The organism is Pseudomonas sp. HP_12 (assembly GCF_055283955.1).
On record NZ_JBTOQG010000002.1, the window covers coordinates 1 to 16,872 of the forward strand.

12 protein-coding genes are annotated in these 16,872 nt (G+C 56.0%); 4 read left to right on the forward strand and 8 right to left on the reverse strand.

The genetic code is table 11. From position 1 onward, the window contains the following. Positions 1–74 precede the first annotated feature (74 nt). From fhuF to ACYASU_RS02385, 3 genes are read right to left on the reverse strand one after another with little or no spacing between them, the layout of a single operon-like run. Positions 75–824: a siderophore-iron reductase FhuF gene (gene fhuF, locus ACYASU_RS02375; RefSeq protein WP_463581838.1), complete on the reverse strand. Its 750-nt coding sequence runs from the start codon at positions 822–824 to the stop codon at positions 75–77. Beyond that, entirely contained in the window at positions 782–2,422 is a 1,641-nt protein-coding gene (locus ACYASU_RS02380) for an ATP-binding protein (protein WP_463581839.1), read from the reverse strand. Before ACYASU_RS02380 ends, fhuF begins: the two co-directional genes overlap by 43 nt. Before the next feature lie 3 nt (positions 2,423–2,425). Beyond that, positions 2,426–3,163, reverse strand: a complete 738-nt coding sequence (locus ACYASU_RS02385; RefSeq protein WP_463581840.1) for a response regulator — start codon at positions 3,161–3,163, stop codon at positions 2,426–2,428. Between the two features lie 630 nt (positions 3,164–3,793). Between ACYASU_RS02385 and ACYASU_RS02390 the strand changes: the two genes are divergently transcribed. From ACYASU_RS02390 to ACYASU_RS02405, 4 genes are all read left to right on the forward strand, one after another. Next, the gene (locus tag ACYASU_RS02390) at positions 3,794–6,709 is read left to right on the forward strand and encodes a ribonucleoside-diphosphate reductase subunit alpha (RefSeq protein WP_463581841.1); all 2,916 of its coding nucleotides are present in this window, start codon (positions 3,794–3,796) and stop codon (positions 6,707–6,709) included. A gap of 188 nt (positions 6,710–6,897) precedes the next feature. Next, positions 6,898–7,068: a YhfG family protein gene (locus ACYASU_RS02395; RefSeq protein ID WP_282366739.1), complete on the forward strand. Its 171-nt coding sequence runs from the start codon at positions 6,898–6,900 to the stop codon at positions 7,066–7,068. Further along, entirely contained in the window at positions 7,068–7,676 is a 609-nt protein-coding gene (locus ACYASU_RS02400; protein WP_463581842.1) for a putative adenosine monophosphate-protein transferase Fic, read from the forward strand. Before ACYASU_RS02395 ends, ACYASU_RS02400 begins: the two co-directional genes overlap by 1 nt. Before the next feature lie 693 nt (positions 7,677–8,369). Continuing rightward, positions 8,370–9,617 (forward strand): ribonucleotide-diphosphate reductase subunit beta, encoded by a 1,248-nt coding sequence (locus tag ACYASU_RS02405; RefSeq protein WP_037012114.1) that lies wholly within the window; start codon positions 8,370–8,372, stop codon positions 9,615–9,617. 343 nt (positions 9,618–9,960) lie between these two features. On the opposite strand, the gene ACYASU_RS02410 is transcribed toward ACYASU_RS02405, so the two are convergent. The 5 genes from ACYASU_RS02410 to ACYASU_RS02430 form a co-directional block, all read right to left on the reverse strand. Next, positions 9,961–11,757, reverse strand: a complete 1,797-nt coding sequence (locus tag ACYASU_RS02410) for a hypothetical protein (RefSeq protein ID WP_463581843.1) — start codon at positions 11,755–11,757, stop codon at positions 9,961–9,963. Between the two features lie 11 nt (positions 11,758–11,768). Continuing rightward, on the reverse strand, positions 11,769–12,245 hold the full coding sequence (locus tag ACYASU_RS02415) for an ABC-three component system middle component 2 (RefSeq protein ID WP_463581844.1): 477 nt from the start codon (positions 12,243–12,245) through the stop codon (positions 11,769–11,771). After that, a complete protein-coding gene (locus ACYASU_RS02420) occupies positions 12,233–13,264 on the reverse strand; it encodes an ABC-three component system protein (protein ID WP_463581845.1) in 1,032 nt (343 codons plus the stop codon). The genes ACYASU_RS02415 and ACYASU_RS02420 overlap by 13 nt, the downstream gene beginning before the upstream one ends. 131 nt (positions 13,265–13,395) lie before the next feature. Next, on the reverse strand, positions 13,396–14,664 hold the full coding sequence (locus ACYASU_RS02425; RefSeq protein ID WP_463581846.1) for an McrC family protein: 1,269 nt from the start codon (positions 14,662–14,664) through the stop codon (positions 13,396–13,398). Then, entirely contained in the window at positions 14,661–16,757 is a 2,097-nt protein-coding gene (locus ACYASU_RS02430; protein WP_463581847.1) for an AAA family ATPase, read from the reverse strand. Before ACYASU_RS02430 ends, ACYASU_RS02425 begins: the two co-directional genes overlap by 4 nt. Positions 16,758–16,872: the final 115 nt, after the last annotated feature.

Consider the following 16,872-nt stretch of genomic DNA (forward strand, 5'->3'; position numbering starts at 1 on the left):
AGCAGCTCTTTAGGGATTTTGGGTAGCTCGCGTAACGCAGGTTTCTTTTTGGTTGGCATACATGCACCTCTTACTCATGTTATGCCCGAACACAAAATTTCTGACACCCCCAATGGACAATGCTCACACCGCCCCACCCATTCCACCCGATAACTCCAGCAGCACGTGCGCCGCTGCCGAACCGTCTGCCCATCCCTTTCTATATAACTAACGGATTGGAACAACGGATTGCGCCGCCCATCCGGCCTCAGCCTTTCACGCAACAAGCCATACCCAGCACCAAGAGCAACGTCGCTCGCCGCGGACAGCTGCCGCAAGCAGGTTTCCAGATAATCCCCGGCGTTGCCCCACAGCACGGCCGCCGGGACATCGCCGTAGGCACTCAAGCGGTCGATCACCTGCTGCAGATTCTCCAGCAGCGGCGTGAAACGCTCGAACGGGTTATCCGAAGACGGCACCTGCGTCACGGCCCCGTCGAACCTCACCCCGTCCAGAAACCCCCGTTCATGCAGGGCGAAACTCAGCCGGTCCAGCCCCAGCGGCCACCCCATGCCATGGGCCAGACTCGCCACCATCACCGGCGGAATCAGCTGCATCGCGTAATACTTCATCCACTGCGACACCAGCACCGGCAACTGCTCCCTCACCAACTCCGGCCCATACACCTTCAGCAGCAAACGATCCAGAGCCTCATCCCGCAACAGCTCGGTCAACGGCAACACATCCCGTGTTTCATCGACCACGACCGTTCGGGCAAACCCGGCCAGCGCCCCGTCGAACATCACGTCTCCCCCTGCTGCCGGGGCCAGGCCAGGCTGAAACACGCGCCGCCGAGGTTCTGGCTGCGCCCGATCAGCGCGCGCCCGCCGTGCCAATGAATGATGCGGCGCACAATCGACAACCCCAGACCGTGCCCGCCCGACGCCCGGGTGCGGCTGTCGTCCAGGCGCATGAACGGCGTGAAGATCCGCTCCCAGGCACTTTCCGGCACGCCGGGGCCGTCATCCTCGACGTCGATGCGACAGCGCTCCTCACCCAGTTCATAACCAATCCGCACCTCCGACTCGGCATGGCGCATGGCGTTGCTCAGCAGATTCTGCAGCGCCCGGTGCAAGTAACGCGGCTCGGCCTCCACCCAATGCTCGCCGTCCGATCCGACACGATGCAGCGCATCAACGCACTCCCCACGCGTGACACTGATGTGCGGCCGCAGCGGCGCCAGTTCGGCAATCACCTGCTCGATCAGAGCGTCGAGGTCGATGCGCTGGAAATTCAGGGTCGGCGCGCCCTGCTCCAGGCGCGCGTAGGTGAGCATCTCGTCGACCAGCTTGTCGAGGTCCTGGATATCGCTGTCCATGCCGACCATGTATTTTTGCCGCGCTTCCGGGGTCGTGGCGTCGTTGATCATTTCCAGCCCGAAACGCAACCGCGCCACCGGCGTGCGCAGCTCGTGGGACACCGCACGGACCAGTTCGCGCTGGATCATCAGCGAACGCTGCAGGTGCTCGGCCATGCCGTTGAACGCCGACGCCAGCCGTCCGACCGAGTCCGCGCCCGCGGCGGGCACGCGGGTTTCCAGGCTGCCCTGGGCGATCTGCGTGGCCGCCGCTTCCAGCCCGCGCAGCCGATGCTCGAGCCGGCGCACCAGCAAATAAACCACCAGACCGATCAGGCACAAACCGAGAAAGGCGATGAGGATCAGCAGCTCCGGCGGATAGGGGTTCATCTGAAACAGCGGGCCGATCTCCAGCACCCACGGGGTTTCGCCGACGCCGGACAGCACGCGGATCGAATCGCCGCCCTTGCCCAGCGCCATCACCGTGTCACCCTCGTCGATGCGCCGACGCTGGTCATCGTCGACATCCAGCTTCTCCAGCCGGATCAGCTGCATGTCGAAGCCGAAACCCTTGCTCTGGCGCAACGCTTCCAGCCGCGCCGGCTGCTCATCGACCGGCAGACGCACCAGTTCGTCGAGCAACAGAAAGATAGTGGCGCGCGCCAGTTGCTCGCTGATCTGCCGCACCTCGCCGGTCAGCAGCAAGCCGCTGGACGGATTGCCCGACATCGCCGGCTCGACCTCCCGAAACACCTGAGCGGCATGGGGTCCGGTCTGTTCGACCACCACCTGCCCGCGACTCAACCGGCTACGGGCGCTGCCGTCCAGATGCGCGTGCTCGGCGGTTTCCAGTGTCAGCGGGATGCCCAGTAAGCGCTCCCACACCGCGAGGGCTCGGGTGCGTTCGATGCTGTCCATGCCGCGCAGGTTGTCGGCCATCAACGTAAAGGTGCCGTGGGCCAACTGCTCGCGGTACTGCTCGGCGCGCACGGCGTTGACCAGGTGCAGGGTCAGCACTCCAAGCAACGCCACCAGCACCAGAACGCCGAGCATGCCGCCATAAATGCGCAGGAAGATGGAATTCATCGGTCAGCCGTCGCACTTGGGGGATGGCAGTTGCTCGGCCGCGTGGGGGACGAACAGGTAACCCTTGTTGCGCACGGTTTTGATCAGGCGCGGGTGATCGGGGTCGTCGCCGATGCGCGGGCGGATTTTCGAGATGCGCACGTCGATGGAGCGGTCCTGGCCGTCATAACCGACGCCGCGCAGGGCCGTGAAAATTTCCTCGCGGGAGAGAATGCGCCCGGCATTGGCGACCAACAGCCACAACAGGTCGAATTCGGCGCTGGTCAGCTCGACGCTCTGGTCGTTGAGCCAGGCTTCGCGCAGTGTGTTGTCCACCACCAGCGCGCCGAATTCCAGCCGGTGCGGTTCCTCGGCGGGGCTTTCGGGCGCCTCGCTGCGCCGCAACAACGCATGAATGCGCGCGAGCAGCACCCGGGGATGCACCGGCTTACCCACGTAATCGTCGGCGCCCATGTCCAGGCCCTGGATCTGGTCACTGTCGTCGGTGCGCGCGGTGAGCATAAGGATAGGGCCATCGTAGTGACTGCGGACCTTGCGACAGATGCTCAGGCCGTCTTCGCCGGGGAGCATGAGGTCGAGGATCACCAGATCCGGCTGCTCGTCGATGATGCGCCGGGCCGCCCGCGCGCCGTCCCCTTCCAGGCTCACGCGCAGGCCGTTGTTTTCGAGGTAGTCGCGGGTGAGCTCGGCCAGCCGCTGGTCATCCTCGACGATCAGCACCTGCCAGGGTTGTGGCTGCACGGTGAGGCTCCTTGTTTTTTCTTGTTGATAGTGCTTGCGCATCGGGCTTTTGCGACAGCGTTAACGCCCGCTGAAATCCGCAAAAAATGATTTTGGCCGCCGACAAAGCGCTCATGCCAGACGCCATGCGGCCTACACGGGATTTCCCTGTTTCACACACAAATTACACACAGCTTTATCCACAGGTCATGCGTTGCAGTAAGTGTCCGAAACGCATATCTTGTAGCCCTTCGACGGCGGAGACCCTACATGTAGCGTTTTCGCCGAAATCACAAACACAAGTCGTGGCGCGATTTCAAGGTTTTTTTCTCGCGCGTTACCTGTGTACGAAGGGCTGAATAACCCCCGAATCTACCGCTCTGCCCCGCCAGCGCGAATGGCAGACCACCCAGCCTTGGGATCTGCGCGCAGCGGTACACGAGTTGCAACATCACATGCGCATTCTGCAACAGTTTTTGGGGTGACGGGCTCAAGTCCGGCACCCTTTTCGACTTCAACGCCAGGGAGGGTAAATCCACCTTCCCATTCGTCCTGAAGTCATGGCCTGACGTTTGTCAGTTCACTGCCGCAAGACGAAACGGTGGGCGTGCACTTGGCGCCCAAACAAACTTAGAGAACGTGGAGACACCCATGCAAACCGACACAACTCGCGAGAATCCGCAGGCCACCGCGCCGCAGACAGGTGCGACCCAGCAGGACCTGTCCGCCACCGCGCCGGGTCAGCTGCGTGTGATCAAGCGTAACGGCACTGTCGTTGCGTACACCGATGACAAGATCACCGTCGCCATCACCAAGGCCTTTCTCGCAGTTGAAGGCGGCACCGCTGCCGCTTCGTCGCGTATCCACGACACCGTTGCGCGCCTGACCGAACAGGTCTCCGCGACCTTCAAGCGCCGCATGCCGTCGGGCGGCACCATCCACATCGAAGAAATCCAGGATCAGGTCGAACTGGCGCTGATGCGCGCCGGCGAGCAGAAAGTTGCCCGCGACTACGTGATCTACCGCAACGAGCGCTCCAAGGAGCGTGCCGGTCGCACCGCTGGCGAAACCCCAGTGCAAGCGCACCCGTCGATTCGCATCACCGCCAAAGACGGCAGCCTCGCGCCGCTGGACATGGGCCGCCTGAACACCATCGTCACCGAAGCGTGCGAAGGCCTGGCCGAGGTCGATGCCGACCTGATCCAGAGCGAAACCCTGAAGAACCTGTACGATGGCGTTGCGCTGACCGACGTCAACACCGCACTGGTAATGACCGCGCGTACCCTGGTCGAGCGTGAGCCGAACTACTCGTTCGTCACCGCGCGCCTGCTGATGGACACCCTGCGTGCCGAAGGCCTGGGTTTCCTCGGTGTCGCCGAAAGCGCCACTCACCACGAAATGGTCGACCTGTACGCCAAAGCGCTGCCGGCCTACGTCGAGAAAGGCATCCAGTTCGAACTGCTGAACCCTGTGCTGGCCGAATTTGACCTGGAAAAACTGGGCAAGGCGATCAACCACGAGCGCGATCAGCAGTTCACCTACCTGGGCCTGCAAACCCTGTACGACCGTTACTTCATCCACAAGGACGGTATCCGTTTCGAACTGCCGCAGATCTTCTTCATGCGTGTGGCCATGGGCCTGGCGATCGAAGAGAAAGCCCGTGAAGACCGCGCCATCGAGTTCTACAACCTGTTGTCGTCCTTTGACTACATGGCCTCGACCCCGACACTGTTCAACGCCGGCACCCTGCGTCCACAGCTGTCGAGCTGCTACCTGACCACCGTTCCGGATGACCTGTCGGGCATTTACCACGCCATCCACGACAACGCCATGCTGTCCAAATTCGCAGGCGGTCTGGGCAACGACTGGACCCCGGTTCGCGCGCTGGGCTCTTACATCAAGGGCACCAACGGCAAATCCCAGGGCGTCGTGCCTTTCTTGAAAGTGGTCAACGACACGGCCGTGGCCGTAAACCAGGGCGGCAAACGCAAAGGCGCTGTCTGTGCGTACCTGGAAACCTGGCACATGGACATCGAAGAGTTCATCGAGCTGCGCAAGAACACCGGTGATGATCGTCGTCGTACCCACGACATGAACACCGCCAACTGGATCCCTGACCTGTTCATGAAGCGTGTCTTCGACGACGGCAAGTGGACCCTGTTCTCGCCGTCCGAAGTGCCGGATCTGCACGACCTGACCGGTAAAGCCTTCGAAGAGCGCTACGAGTACTACGAAGCGCTGACCGAGTACCCGGGCAAGGTCAAGCTGTTCAAGACCATTCAGGCCAAAGACCTGTGGCGCAAAATGCTGTCCATGCTGTTCGAAACCGGCCACCCATGGCTGACGTTCAAGGACCCGTGCAACCTGCGCAGCCCGCAGCAGCACGTCGGCGTGGTTCACAGCTCGAACCTGTGCACCGAGATCACCCTGAACACCAACAAGGACGAGATCGCGGTCTGCAACCTGGGCTCGATCAACCTGCCGAACCACATCGTCGACGGCAAGCTGGACACCGACAAGCTCAAGCGCACCATCGACGTTGCCGTGCGCATGCTCGATAACGTGATCGACATCAACTACTACTCGGTGCCGCAAGCGAAGAACTCCAACTTCCGTCACCGTCCGGTCGGTCTGGGCATCATGGGCTTCCAGGACGCGCTGTACCTGCAGCACATTCCTTACGGTTCCGATGCTGCCGTCCAATTCGCCGACCGCTCGATGGAAGCCGTCAGCTACTACGCGATCCAGGCCTCCTGCGATCTGGCGGACGAGCGCGGTGCCTACGAGACGTTCCAGGGTTCGCTGTGGTCCAAGGGCATCCTGCCGCTGGATTCGCAACAGATCCTGATCGAGCAACGTGGCCAGAAGTACATCGACGTCGACCTGAACGAAAGCCTGGACTGGGCGCCTGTGCGTGCTCGCGTTCAGAAAGGCATTCGTAACTCGAACATCATGGCCATCGCGCCGACCGCGACCATCGCCAACATCACCGGCGTGTCGCAGTCGATCGAACCGACTTACCAGAACCTGTACGTGAAATCGAACCTCTCGGGCGAATTCACCGTGATCAACCCGTACCTGGTTCGCGACCTGAAAGCCCGCGACCTGTGGGACTCGGTCATGATCAACGACCTGAAGTACTACGACGGTTCGGTGCAGCAGATCGAGCGCATCCCGCAGGAGTTGAAAGACCTCTACGCGACCGCCTTCGAAGTGGACACCAAGTGGATCGTTGACGCGGCCAGCCGTCGTCAGAAGTGGATCGACCAGGCGCAGTCGCTGAACCTGTACATCGCCGGCGCATCGGGCAAGAAGCTGGACGTGACCTACCGCATGGCTTGGTACCGTGGTCTGAAAACCACTTACTACCTCCGTGCCCTGGCCGCGACCAGCACCGAGAAGTCGACCATCAACACCGGCAAGCTGAACGCCGTTTCCAGCGGTGGCCACGGCCCGGACGACTCGGCGATCACCGCCCCGCGTCCAGCCGAAGCCGCACCGGCCGGTCCAGCACCAGTGCCGAAAGCCTGCGCGATCGACGAGCCGGACTGCGAAGCCTGCCAGTAACACCCGCTGGCAAGCGCACCTCTCTGTAGGCGCGCTTGCCCGCGAACAGCTCGCTCAATTGTAGGAGTGAGCTTGCTCGCGAAGCGGTTCTAGCAACACCGCGACCCGGGAGCCCAAACGCTCCCGGCCCTCGCTGCCCCTCCCCGGTTTCAGCTACACTCCCCTCTTGCCAAGCCAGGAGATCGCCCATGCCAGCTGCCTCGCTAGAGTCCAAAAAAGCCTACTGCGCCAGAACGCGCCGCTCCAACTACGCGGCCAGCCTGCGTTTGGAAGGTTTCGAGAGCTCGCCCGCCGACTCCGAACGCCGCCTGCCTTCCCGGGAAGAGCTGCTCAACAGCTACCGCAAAAAACAGGCCTGATGGTCGACAAATACGGCGTCGGACAAGACCCTTACTGTCCGCCCGGCAGCACCGTGCTGCGCAACCGTCTCGACCTCACCGATGCAAAAACCCTTGCCCAAGCCGAACGCGACCTGTCCGAAGTCGCCGCCGAAGCCATCGACTTCTCCCCTCCTCCCTACGACCTGCCCTACCTGCAAGCCATCCACCGCCAGCTGTTCGCCGATCTCTATGACTGGGCGGGCGAACTGCGCACCGTCGACATCTCCAAAGACCAGACCCACTTCTGCGTGACCCACCGCATCGAGCCCGAGGCCAATAAGCTGTTCAAGGTGCTGGCCGACGCGAACTGGTTTCAGGAGCTGGATCGGGGGAGTTTGATTGCGGCGAGTGCGGAGCTGTTTGGGGATCTGAACGTGATTCACCCGTTTCGGGAAGGGAACGGGCGGGCTCAGCGGATTTTGTTCGAGCACATCATTGTGAATGCGGGGTTCGAGATCAGTTGGTGGCCGGTGGAGGCGGAGGAATGGATACGGGCGAATGTGGATGCGGTGGGGTGTGATTACGAGGGGATGGTGCGGGTGTTTGAGCGGTGTGTTGGGGGGACGATTGGGGCTGATTGCAATTGATTGCAAAGAAGCTCGATTGGCGTGAACGAGCACGTGCGGAACGCCACTCGTCGCGATTAGGCCCCAATTTTTGCATCAACATTGCAGGCCGTTAAATGCCGATGCAATGGCGGCTGAAGCTGCGGCCCTTTGAATCCGCAACGATTACCGTCTGAAAGCAAAACAACCGCTTCTTTCGCCGCATTCGTAGCGACACATTGACGCCTGTCAACCGATTGCCGAGCGATCTGACGCACTATATGATGTGTCTCGCAACACGAAGACACACTAGATACGTGATCCAACCTGATTCAGTGGCCGTTTTCTCCAACGCACGAATCGGGAGTTAACGCAAAGGAAAATGACGGCAAATCGTCCCTCAAATTCCGTCACGGACGAACCTGCGCCGGGCAAAATCTGTATAATCCCGCGCTCATCCAGGGTACTCAAAATGACCGCTTGCACTCGCAAAACCGTCACTCTGAAATCAGCTTCCGTTGACTTGTTTCGCAGGCGCATCGCAGGCAACCCTCGCACTATGTTCGTCGATCGATCCGAAGCAGCGTTTAGCGCCTTTGTCGATCAATCACAGTAAGCACTAAGAACCGCCCAACCTATTCCCGTTGCCAGCCCCGCTATCAGCAACGCTGGCAACGCATACTTTGAAATCCACAGGCCGCGTAAAACCGGTCCTCTAGCAGGAGCCTCCTCACCATGCTGAGCTGGGACGAATTCGACAAAGAAGACGCCGCTGAACCCGCCAAAGGCGCCAACGCCGGCCACGCTTCCGAAGCCGCGATGGACAAACTCGACAGCGCCGGTGGTGCTGCTGCGCTTGAAGCCCGCGCCGTCAGCGCAAACGACTCCGACGCCATTGCCCGCGCCAAAGCCGCGCTGGACAAGCTGGACGTCGCTGAAGGTCTTGCCGAACTCGAAGGCTCCGCCGCCCGCGTCGCGGTCGACGAAAAACGCATGATCAACTGCCGCGCCGACCTTAACCAACTCGTGCCTTTCAAGTACGACTGGGCCTGGCAGAAATACCTCGACGGCTGCGCCAACCACTGGATGCCGCAAGAGGTCAACATGACCACGGACATCGCTCTCTGGAAAGATCCGGAAGGCCTGACCGACGACGAGCGCCGCATCGTCCTGCGCAACCTGGGCTTTTTCTCCACCGCCGACTCCCTGGTTGCCAACAACCTCGTGCTGGCCGTGTATCGCCTGATCACCAACCCTGAATGCCGCCAGTACATCCTGCGCCAGGCCTTCGAGGAAGCGATCCACACCCACGCCTACCAGTACTGCATCGAATCGCTGGGCATGGACGAAGGCGAGATCTTCAACATGTACCACGAGATCCCGTCGGTCGCCAAAAAGGCAGCCTGGGGCCTGAAGTACACCCGTTCGATCTCCGATCCGAAGTTTGAAACCGGCACCGTCGAAACCGACAAAGAACTGCTGCGCAACCTGATCGCCTACTACTGCGTCCTGGAAGGCATCTTCTTCTACTGCGGCTTCACCCAGATCCTCTCCATGGGTCGCCGCAACAAAATGACCGGCGTCGCAGAACAGTTCCAGTACATCCTGCGTGACGAGTCCATGCACCTGAACTTCGGCATCGACGTGATCAACCAGATCAAAATCGAAAACCCACACCTGTGGGATGCCGAAATGAAGGAAGAAGCAACCCAGATGATCCTGCAAGGGACCCAACTGGAAATCGAATACGCCCGCGACACCATGCCCCGCGGCGTACTTGGCATGAACGCCGCGATGATGGAGGACTACCTCAAGTTCATCGCGAACCGTCGTTTGAGCCAGATTGGGTTGAAGGAAGAGTATCCAGGGACCACTAACCCGTTCCCATGGATGAGCGAGATCATGGACTTGAAGAAAGAGAAGAACTTCTTTGAGACGCGGGTTATTGAGTATCAGACGGGTGGGGCTTTGAGCTGGGATTGATTTGATCTCGACTTAGTGAGCTGCATACGAAAGGGCTGCCAGAAATGGTGGCCCTTCCTCTATAAGATTGAGAAATAAATCACTGACAACGGACGACAATAAAAACGGCTAATGACTGACCCTTTAACTAGATTTTGTATATTCAATCGCACTACTGAGCAGTATAAATACCGCCGTGCATGACTCAAGCGTTCACGCGACATAGAAACTTATGTCATGTGTACAATACAACAGCGACGGCGGGGGTTTCTCCTAACCCCGACTACCGATACAGCTGGCTTCTGAATATTAAAATTCCGGAGTCATACGACTTTGATAAAATTTCATTCTACTCACGTTGATGTCAACCTGTGTAAAACCCCTTCCTCCCTACCCCTAAAACTCCGGAAAATTCGATTGGTCGAAGTACTTTTGCCGTCGCAGCATTAACAGGTTCGTTCTCCAGAACAATAACCTGACCGGGCCCATTCCAACTGGATAACCAACTGTAGAATGAGTCTTTAACTATGCTAGGCGCGATAGTGAGATCTTTGTTGTGGTTAGGGTCTGAATATGACTTGACCGGCGAGTCCAGCACCACGACGCCAAGATGAGGGTACCCAGCGTCTAATGCACAACTCATCAAACCCACAGAAAGCGCACTCAAGAATATAGCTCTCTTGCCCGCACCGTAACTCAGCCTTGCCCTGCCGTTGATCTTTATGTCGCAAGCAACGCTATCATAATCTACATTTGAAATATCTAAGAACCCCCACTCACGTAAAAGCTGATGTATTACGTTGTTGAGAACAGCCGCAAATGTTCCAGTGTGCCTGACCAATGCAGTCTTTTTCTTTGCTGGCACAAGCGACTTTAACCGACCAAGTTCAATGGTAAGCCTATCTAAATCTGAGAAAAGTTTTATTTGCTCGGTGTACTCTGATCTTTTCTCCGCGAGCTCTTTTGGGTTAACACTGAACTCAACCGCATTATCGCGAAGCGCTTTGCGCTCACGTGTCGAAATCTCTTCCAGACTCACCTTCAACTCATCAAGCTGAAGCAGACAATCGTCGACTATAACATCTTCACGTAGTTTTGCTTCAGCTAAGCCAAACCTCAAATCTAATATTTTTCTTACCTCCGCGACAATCGCAGCGTGCTGCCTTGCCGAGGCGTTAGGAGCAAGGATTTCAGCATCTAAATCGCCGCCAATATTAGAGCCACAAAGTACGCACGGGCAAACGGGCAATATCGAAAAGATAGCCACACCCTCGCTCACGACATGCAATCGTTCCAAATCATTAACGTACTTCTGATCTAACAGCTCAAATCGTGAGGACATTAGTTTCGAGTTGGCCAAGCGAGCCTCTGCATATCGGAGCTTTTTGAATGCGATGTTAAATTCTTCGCGAATACCTTTAAGATAAACTGATCGTTCTTTTTGCTGGGATGACAGCACATCGAAGGCTGCATCAACCTTATGTAGTGCGTTAACGAGCTCATCTGAAGTCAAGTCTGTTGGCAACTCTTTACTTATGCGATCAATGTCACGCTGGGCAGCTTCGATTAACGCTTGCGCCCTAATTTTTACGTCTTTTGACACCGCAAGAACTACTGACGAGTCATCCTGCCCCGTCAAGAAGAGATAAAATGCCGATTTCCTCTGAGTTTGTTCAGTGAAACCGCCTAAGTGTGGCTCCTCGCTAATCATCGCCGGTTGGGAAATCAACGACCAATGTCTTAAGTCTCCTCCAGTGACTGCGCCTTTCTTTGAGGCACTCCGCAGAATTTGCTTTTCCTGTGCTCCAGCCAACATCACCAGCAGGGCGCCGAGATCATCTTTTACCTCTGCTTCGACTGTATCTATAAATTCTAGAGCAACCGGCCACACTGATGTGGCCCCTCCGAATACCGAACGCCCGAAAGTGAAAACATCTGCTAGCCCGGTCTTGACTTCAAGGAAGATGGTGTCATACCCCGTGCCTTCAGGAAGTTCCTTGGGAACTTTATCCCCTCCCAACATATACCAAAGACAATCTCGAATATAGGACTTCCCAGTATCACTTGGCCCCCGTATGAGAGTAGCAAAATGCAAGAAATCCAACTCAGCATCCTGCTTTCCATCACCACGCACTAGCAATTTACTTAAAGATAAACTCATACATGCGCTCCTTAGCTAAATAAGTCCATTTCCGCGCTCCACCGCTTATTTGAATTAACTAGTAAATCAGCCAACTCAGCCCCGCCTAGTGATCCGTATTGCATTGCCGCCCAGCTACATCTATCCGCTAACATCAACGCGTAGTTGCTTCCAAGCGAGCCAACTATCGACCTTGAATTGTCACCAGCACTATAGGTCACCCCATCGGCTGAAAGCACGACATCTACAAGTCCTCTAGTGCTCATCAAATGGAGACCCGCTCGGATCAGCTCTCGTCGATTTAGAAACTCAGCATTTCGTTGGGGTACCGGGGTATGTAGGCTTCGCGGACCTTCAAAATCGCCAGAATATATCACCAGAAAGTCCAACATCACCAGCTTCTGCAAGTCAGCACCACGCGGATACAATCCGCTTAGAATATATACCATCCTTATACCTAGCTCAAATGGCGAATTGAAGACTGTGGGACTTAATTTTATTTTAGCCACTTTAGCTTCTCCTCATTCACAAGGTGGTGACACGCTCCTGGCAAGTCAGCCGGTAGGAGCTTATTGGATAAAGGATTATTAGCAACTTGTAGCACTGCCGCTGCTTGTAGAACCTTTTCCACTTTCTCAAAAGCTACCAACTCCTTAGGGCTTGAATTCAGCCGCCGCACACCATCGTGAACAGCGATTAATAAATTTTCAAACTCGCCCGGCATCACATCACGACTAAATCGCCTAAGACCTTCAGCGCTGTAGAATTCGCCACGGCAGCTTTCGAGATGATCACCGTAGGTGCTTGACGCCAAGACATCACCCATCGACATCAACTCACCCGCATCCTCTGAATAAACCATTACCAGCTGCGCTATATACATGAGCTCATCTTTAGCAGGATGCGGAGGCATCACTGGATTAGCCCCTCTAAGTGCCTCGATTCCGAAAAGACATTCATGAGCACTTGAGTTAAGCGAATGATAGGCAATTAAATCTTTTACGGGCATTTCCTTAATATTGCCAAAATCAAATTTTGCAACGGCGCTTACTACATCTTGCGTTAACGGAAAATCCTTGAGCTTGATCCCATTTTTACCTTCCTGCCAAGATTTCATGAATGCAGTTTTAAGTTTTTCGGGCGCAGCTATTAGGTCATGTAGCTTTGGAGAGGTGTTTTTAGGTGCACATACGAAGTAGTACTTGGGAGCAGGATAGGTACCTAACGATAAATGATGAAAAAACTTTGCCAGCTCTGGATAAAGTACAGACTCTCCAATTGCGCTGTTGTAGTGCTTAGCCTGATACAAATCCCAGCAACCCTCTGAGAGAGTCGGGGTATATCTGGCCTCTACATCTCTGCCAGCATCCCCTGCACCACCTATACGAGCGACAAAACAATACAGGTCACCATGATTCATCCTCGCTCGGCAGCTTTCCTCGATAAAGTCTTCCCAGTCTTCTGGGCTGAAGATTTGAACCAACGATGAAGGCGGATACTTTAGGTTGTTTATCTTTTTACCGGTCAATCCGATTTCTCCCTGAAATTCAAACGGCCCAAGCGAACTTAAAAATTACCCTAGGGCTGCCGCCGACTAGCAAGATTAACAATTATCTTCGCACTTGCATCACGGCCCTTTTCAGATCGGTTGCGAGAAATTCAGAAGGTCAAATGCATGGGACGCGCGGAGTGCAGTTTGCCACTATTGAGGTCAAATGGCACTACCCACATCCTGAGGCCCACAGAATATTGGAACACCGGTAACGGTTCCTCAAACGCTGCACGCATGGGATAAATCAGCAACAAGTCCCCTTGCCCTCCGAGGTATTTGTGCCCGTACGCAAACAGCTGATAACAATCCGGTTGACTCAGGCCATAGTTTTTCTGGCTGGCGTCGGCATATAGCCGCTTCCATTTCGTGTCCAAAACCCAGCTCTTATCGCCCTGAGTAATCATCAGATCCGGCCGCAGCTGAAAAACCTTCCTCCCCTCGTGCTCACAAAGGTATTCGCTCCGACGCTCAACATGCAGAGTCGCATCCGGCGGAAGGGAATCGCGAAGACACGCTGCCACATATCGCTCGAACAGCTTTTCCATAGGAAAAAGCAAGCTCATACCCTGCCAATCACCAGCAATCGCTAAAGGCGTCTTTTGCTGAATGATCAACTCACACCAAGGCTTTATGGGCTGGTAATGGGCCATAAGCCGATCGTTGCGCCACTGTTTGAAGTCCTGCTCGGTGTCACGACTGACGGGGATTCCCAGCAGCATTGAGCGCAGTTCGTGGGACAAGCGCCAGTTGCTTGGGTTTCGAGTCGCCTTGCACACGATGTCCAAAGCGGTTTTTAACAAACGGTTCTCAGCGCGGTCAGGGTGGAACAGGTCATGCCGAATCTGAAAGTGATGCTGACGCCCAGGTGGCTGACGCATCTGGCGAGCGGTATTGAGTTGGCCTCGTAGGTAACGCTGTTCCTCCTCGACACGTTGGTAATCGAAACGCAGGCCGCGCTTGATCAAATGGTCGAGGGTTTGCAGAAAGCTGCTCATCACCCACTCCGTTAACCGGGTATCAAAGCGCTGCAATGCAGTGGCGCCGACTTCCCGCGTGGGCAGCGTTAACGACTTTTGGATCATCCGCCTCAGCAATGCGCGGCTTTGCTGAATGCAATCTCCTTCCTCGAAATGCTTGGGGAGGATTTCGATACGAGTGCCGCAAGGGGTCTCCAGCACACCAACGTAATTATCGAGCTTTAGCCATCGCCGATCCTCGACCTGTACCAATGCTGCGCCAGCTTTGCTAAAGCGCGAGCTCAATTCACACAGCCAGTCGAACGCTGAAGCCGAGACATGTGCCCTGTCCAAACTTGGGTTCGGAACAGGACTGGTAGTCAGCCGGGCATATTCTCTAACTGTCACATCGACCTTCACGCTGATTGTTCGCTCAGCGATTTGATGACTTTACGACCGAGCATCCGGGTGTTCAGCGGCGTACCACTGCTTGTCAGCGTCGTAATTTTAAGCGTTTCAGCCAGATCGCGAAGAACAGGCTTTGAAGGTTTTACCAATACGCCGTTTCGCAGAATCTCAATAGTGCCGGAGTCTAATTGTCGGACCGTCAAATCGCCGGTACTCGCTTCCATCGCGTCGTAACGCGGCTGATCTGTTGCCTTGAGCGTGTGATCAATGATGCCGAGGTAGGCATCGATATTTTTGAACGCACCAGGATTTAGCTCCCAGCGTTCGCCGTGCTGACTGACCGTAACGCTGTCGCCAAACAGCTCGCTAATCTTCTGATCAGGCTGCAGCAGAAAACGATTTGTGGGCTCCTTACGATGGTCGTTCAGCACCCACTGAATCCGCTGCCAATCCTCGAAGAAATATTCCTGAAGCAACGGGATAAGCTGTTCCCGAAAAATTCCCTCCAACCGCTCAACAGTCGGCTCTGATTTCAGTGGCAAGAAGTACGCGTGCCCCAAGCAATGATCGCGATCAAGCAAAACCGAAATGCGTTCATTCATCACGCTGAGGAGCTCATCGATGTGTATGCCTTCAACCTCGACCTCATCCAGTAAATCTGGGTTGGGGGCTACCTCAATGAACGTGAAGCGTCGACGAAGGGCAATATCAAGTGCGGCCAACGAGCGGTCCGCGGTATTCATAGTCCCTATGAGGTGTACATCAGCCGGAACGCTGAAACGCTCCTTTGAGTAAGGCAATGTCACTTCCAATGCTTCCGGTGCGCCTGCTCGCTTGGAGGGTTCGATCAAAGTAATCAGTTCGCCGAAGATGCGAGAAATGTTGCCTCGGTTGATCTCATCAATGATGAGCACACGTTTGCTATCTGAAGGTGTGCCGGCCTCGCTTACTGGCGCCCCTTTCAGAACGCGGTCCACAAGCGCAGGCATGATGTTGTTGTAACCGTTGACGAGGTTAGGTTCGAGTGTCGTCCCGATCGCAGCGAGCTTCGGAAATACCCGCTTCTCGGCAATGTCCTCGAGCGTCAACTCACCTCGCCTTACATGCTCGGCCAGTTTCCGCAGCATGCTCATTCCGATTGGAAGCTCATTACCTTTTGGCTTTTTCAGCTCAAGCACATCCCCTGAGCAATAGGTCACAACGTAACCGCCGATCTTCTCGCCAGTGCGGAATAGGTTTTTGCCCAATGACCCTTGCGCGCCCAAATCTGCGTTTAGCAATTGGCTAAGCTTGGTTTTATCAATCGCAGCTTGCGCTAACTCATAAAGAGTCCGTTGGGTGAACTTCACGTTTGTGAGCTGCTGGTAAGGTAATGAAGTGCTATAGGTGCGGAGCCATTTAACAGGTCGGCATTGTGCGTAGTCGGCGTCGCGTTCCTCGGCAGAGAGACAACGATAATCGCCGATGACCTCACCGATTGCTCGGAACTTGGCGTTCCCGTCAGTGATTACTAACAGGTCTCCCGTTTTCATGCGAACCACGAAATCGGTCACGGCTTTCACAGCGTAAGCACCGCTTTGCATCGGCTGCCCAGCCGCTGCAAAACGGTCAGCGACGTCCTCGCGGCTTTTGCATCCGGCGAAATCAATTCTGTCGCCATAACCTAGCAAGGCGAAATTGGACGCTATGCAGTCGTCGTAGACGTAGGCGTCGCTCCCTTGCGTGTTGCCCAGTGACATCTTCCAGATTCTAGACTTGGAGATATCAGCAGATGCGGACTCCTCATGGGTCACCTTCGCGGTGGCCGGGGTACTGCACAAGCTTTTGAATATTCCATCAATCACGTCGTAAGTGATATGGCCGTCTTCATCGGTATCAGCCCGCAACCCCTCCACAAAGTCTTCGTAGCTGAAGCTTTGGTGGAAGGTGACAAATTTAACGTGTTCGGCGGCGACCAGCGCATCGAAACGCGCCTTTAAGGCCTCCCTGTTGCCGCGATTAGATTGCAGAAACGCAGGATCAAGGATCTGCAATGCGGCTTCCACGGTCGCGTAGGTTTTCCCTGTGCCAGGAGGACCAAAGAAAATTTGATTGAGCGAAGCCATGGGAGAACATCCTTGTAGGAGAATTCCTCAATCTTTGTCCATAAGGCCACTATCGGTAAAGCGCTAACCACCTTGATGCGGAAATAACTTTGTGATCACGACTGCGGTTTTGGGT

Bases quoted from the DNA above. Each gene is read 5' to 3' on its own strand.
- ACYASU_RS02380 (WP_463581839.1), bottom strand. From the start codon at position 2,422: ATGAATTCCATCTTCCTGCGCATTTATGGCGGCATGCTCGGCGTTCTG.
- ACYASU_RS02390 (WP_463581841.1), top strand. From the start codon at position 3,794: ATGCAAACCGACACAACTCGCGAGAATCCGCAGGCCACCGCGCCGCAG.
- ACYASU_RS02395 (WP_282366739.1), top strand. From the start codon at position 6,898: ATGCCAGCTGCCTCGCTAGAGTCCAAAAAAGCCTACTGCGCCAGAACG.
- ACYASU_RS02400 (WP_463581842.1), top strand. From the start codon at position 7,068: ATGGTCGACAAATACGGCGTCGGACAAGACCCTTACTGTCCGCCCGGC.
- ACYASU_RS02405 (WP_037012114.1), top strand. From the start codon at position 8,370: ATGCTGAGCTGGGACGAATTCGACAAAGAAGACGCCGCTGAACCCGCC.
- ACYASU_RS02410 (WP_463581843.1), bottom strand. From the start codon at position 11,757: ATGAGTTTATCTTTAAGTAAATTGCTAGTGCGTGGTGATGGAAAGCAG.
- ACYASU_RS02430 (WP_463581847.1), bottom strand. From the start codon at position 16,757: ATGGCTTCGCTCAATCAAATTTTCTTTGGTCCTCCTGGCACAGGGAAA.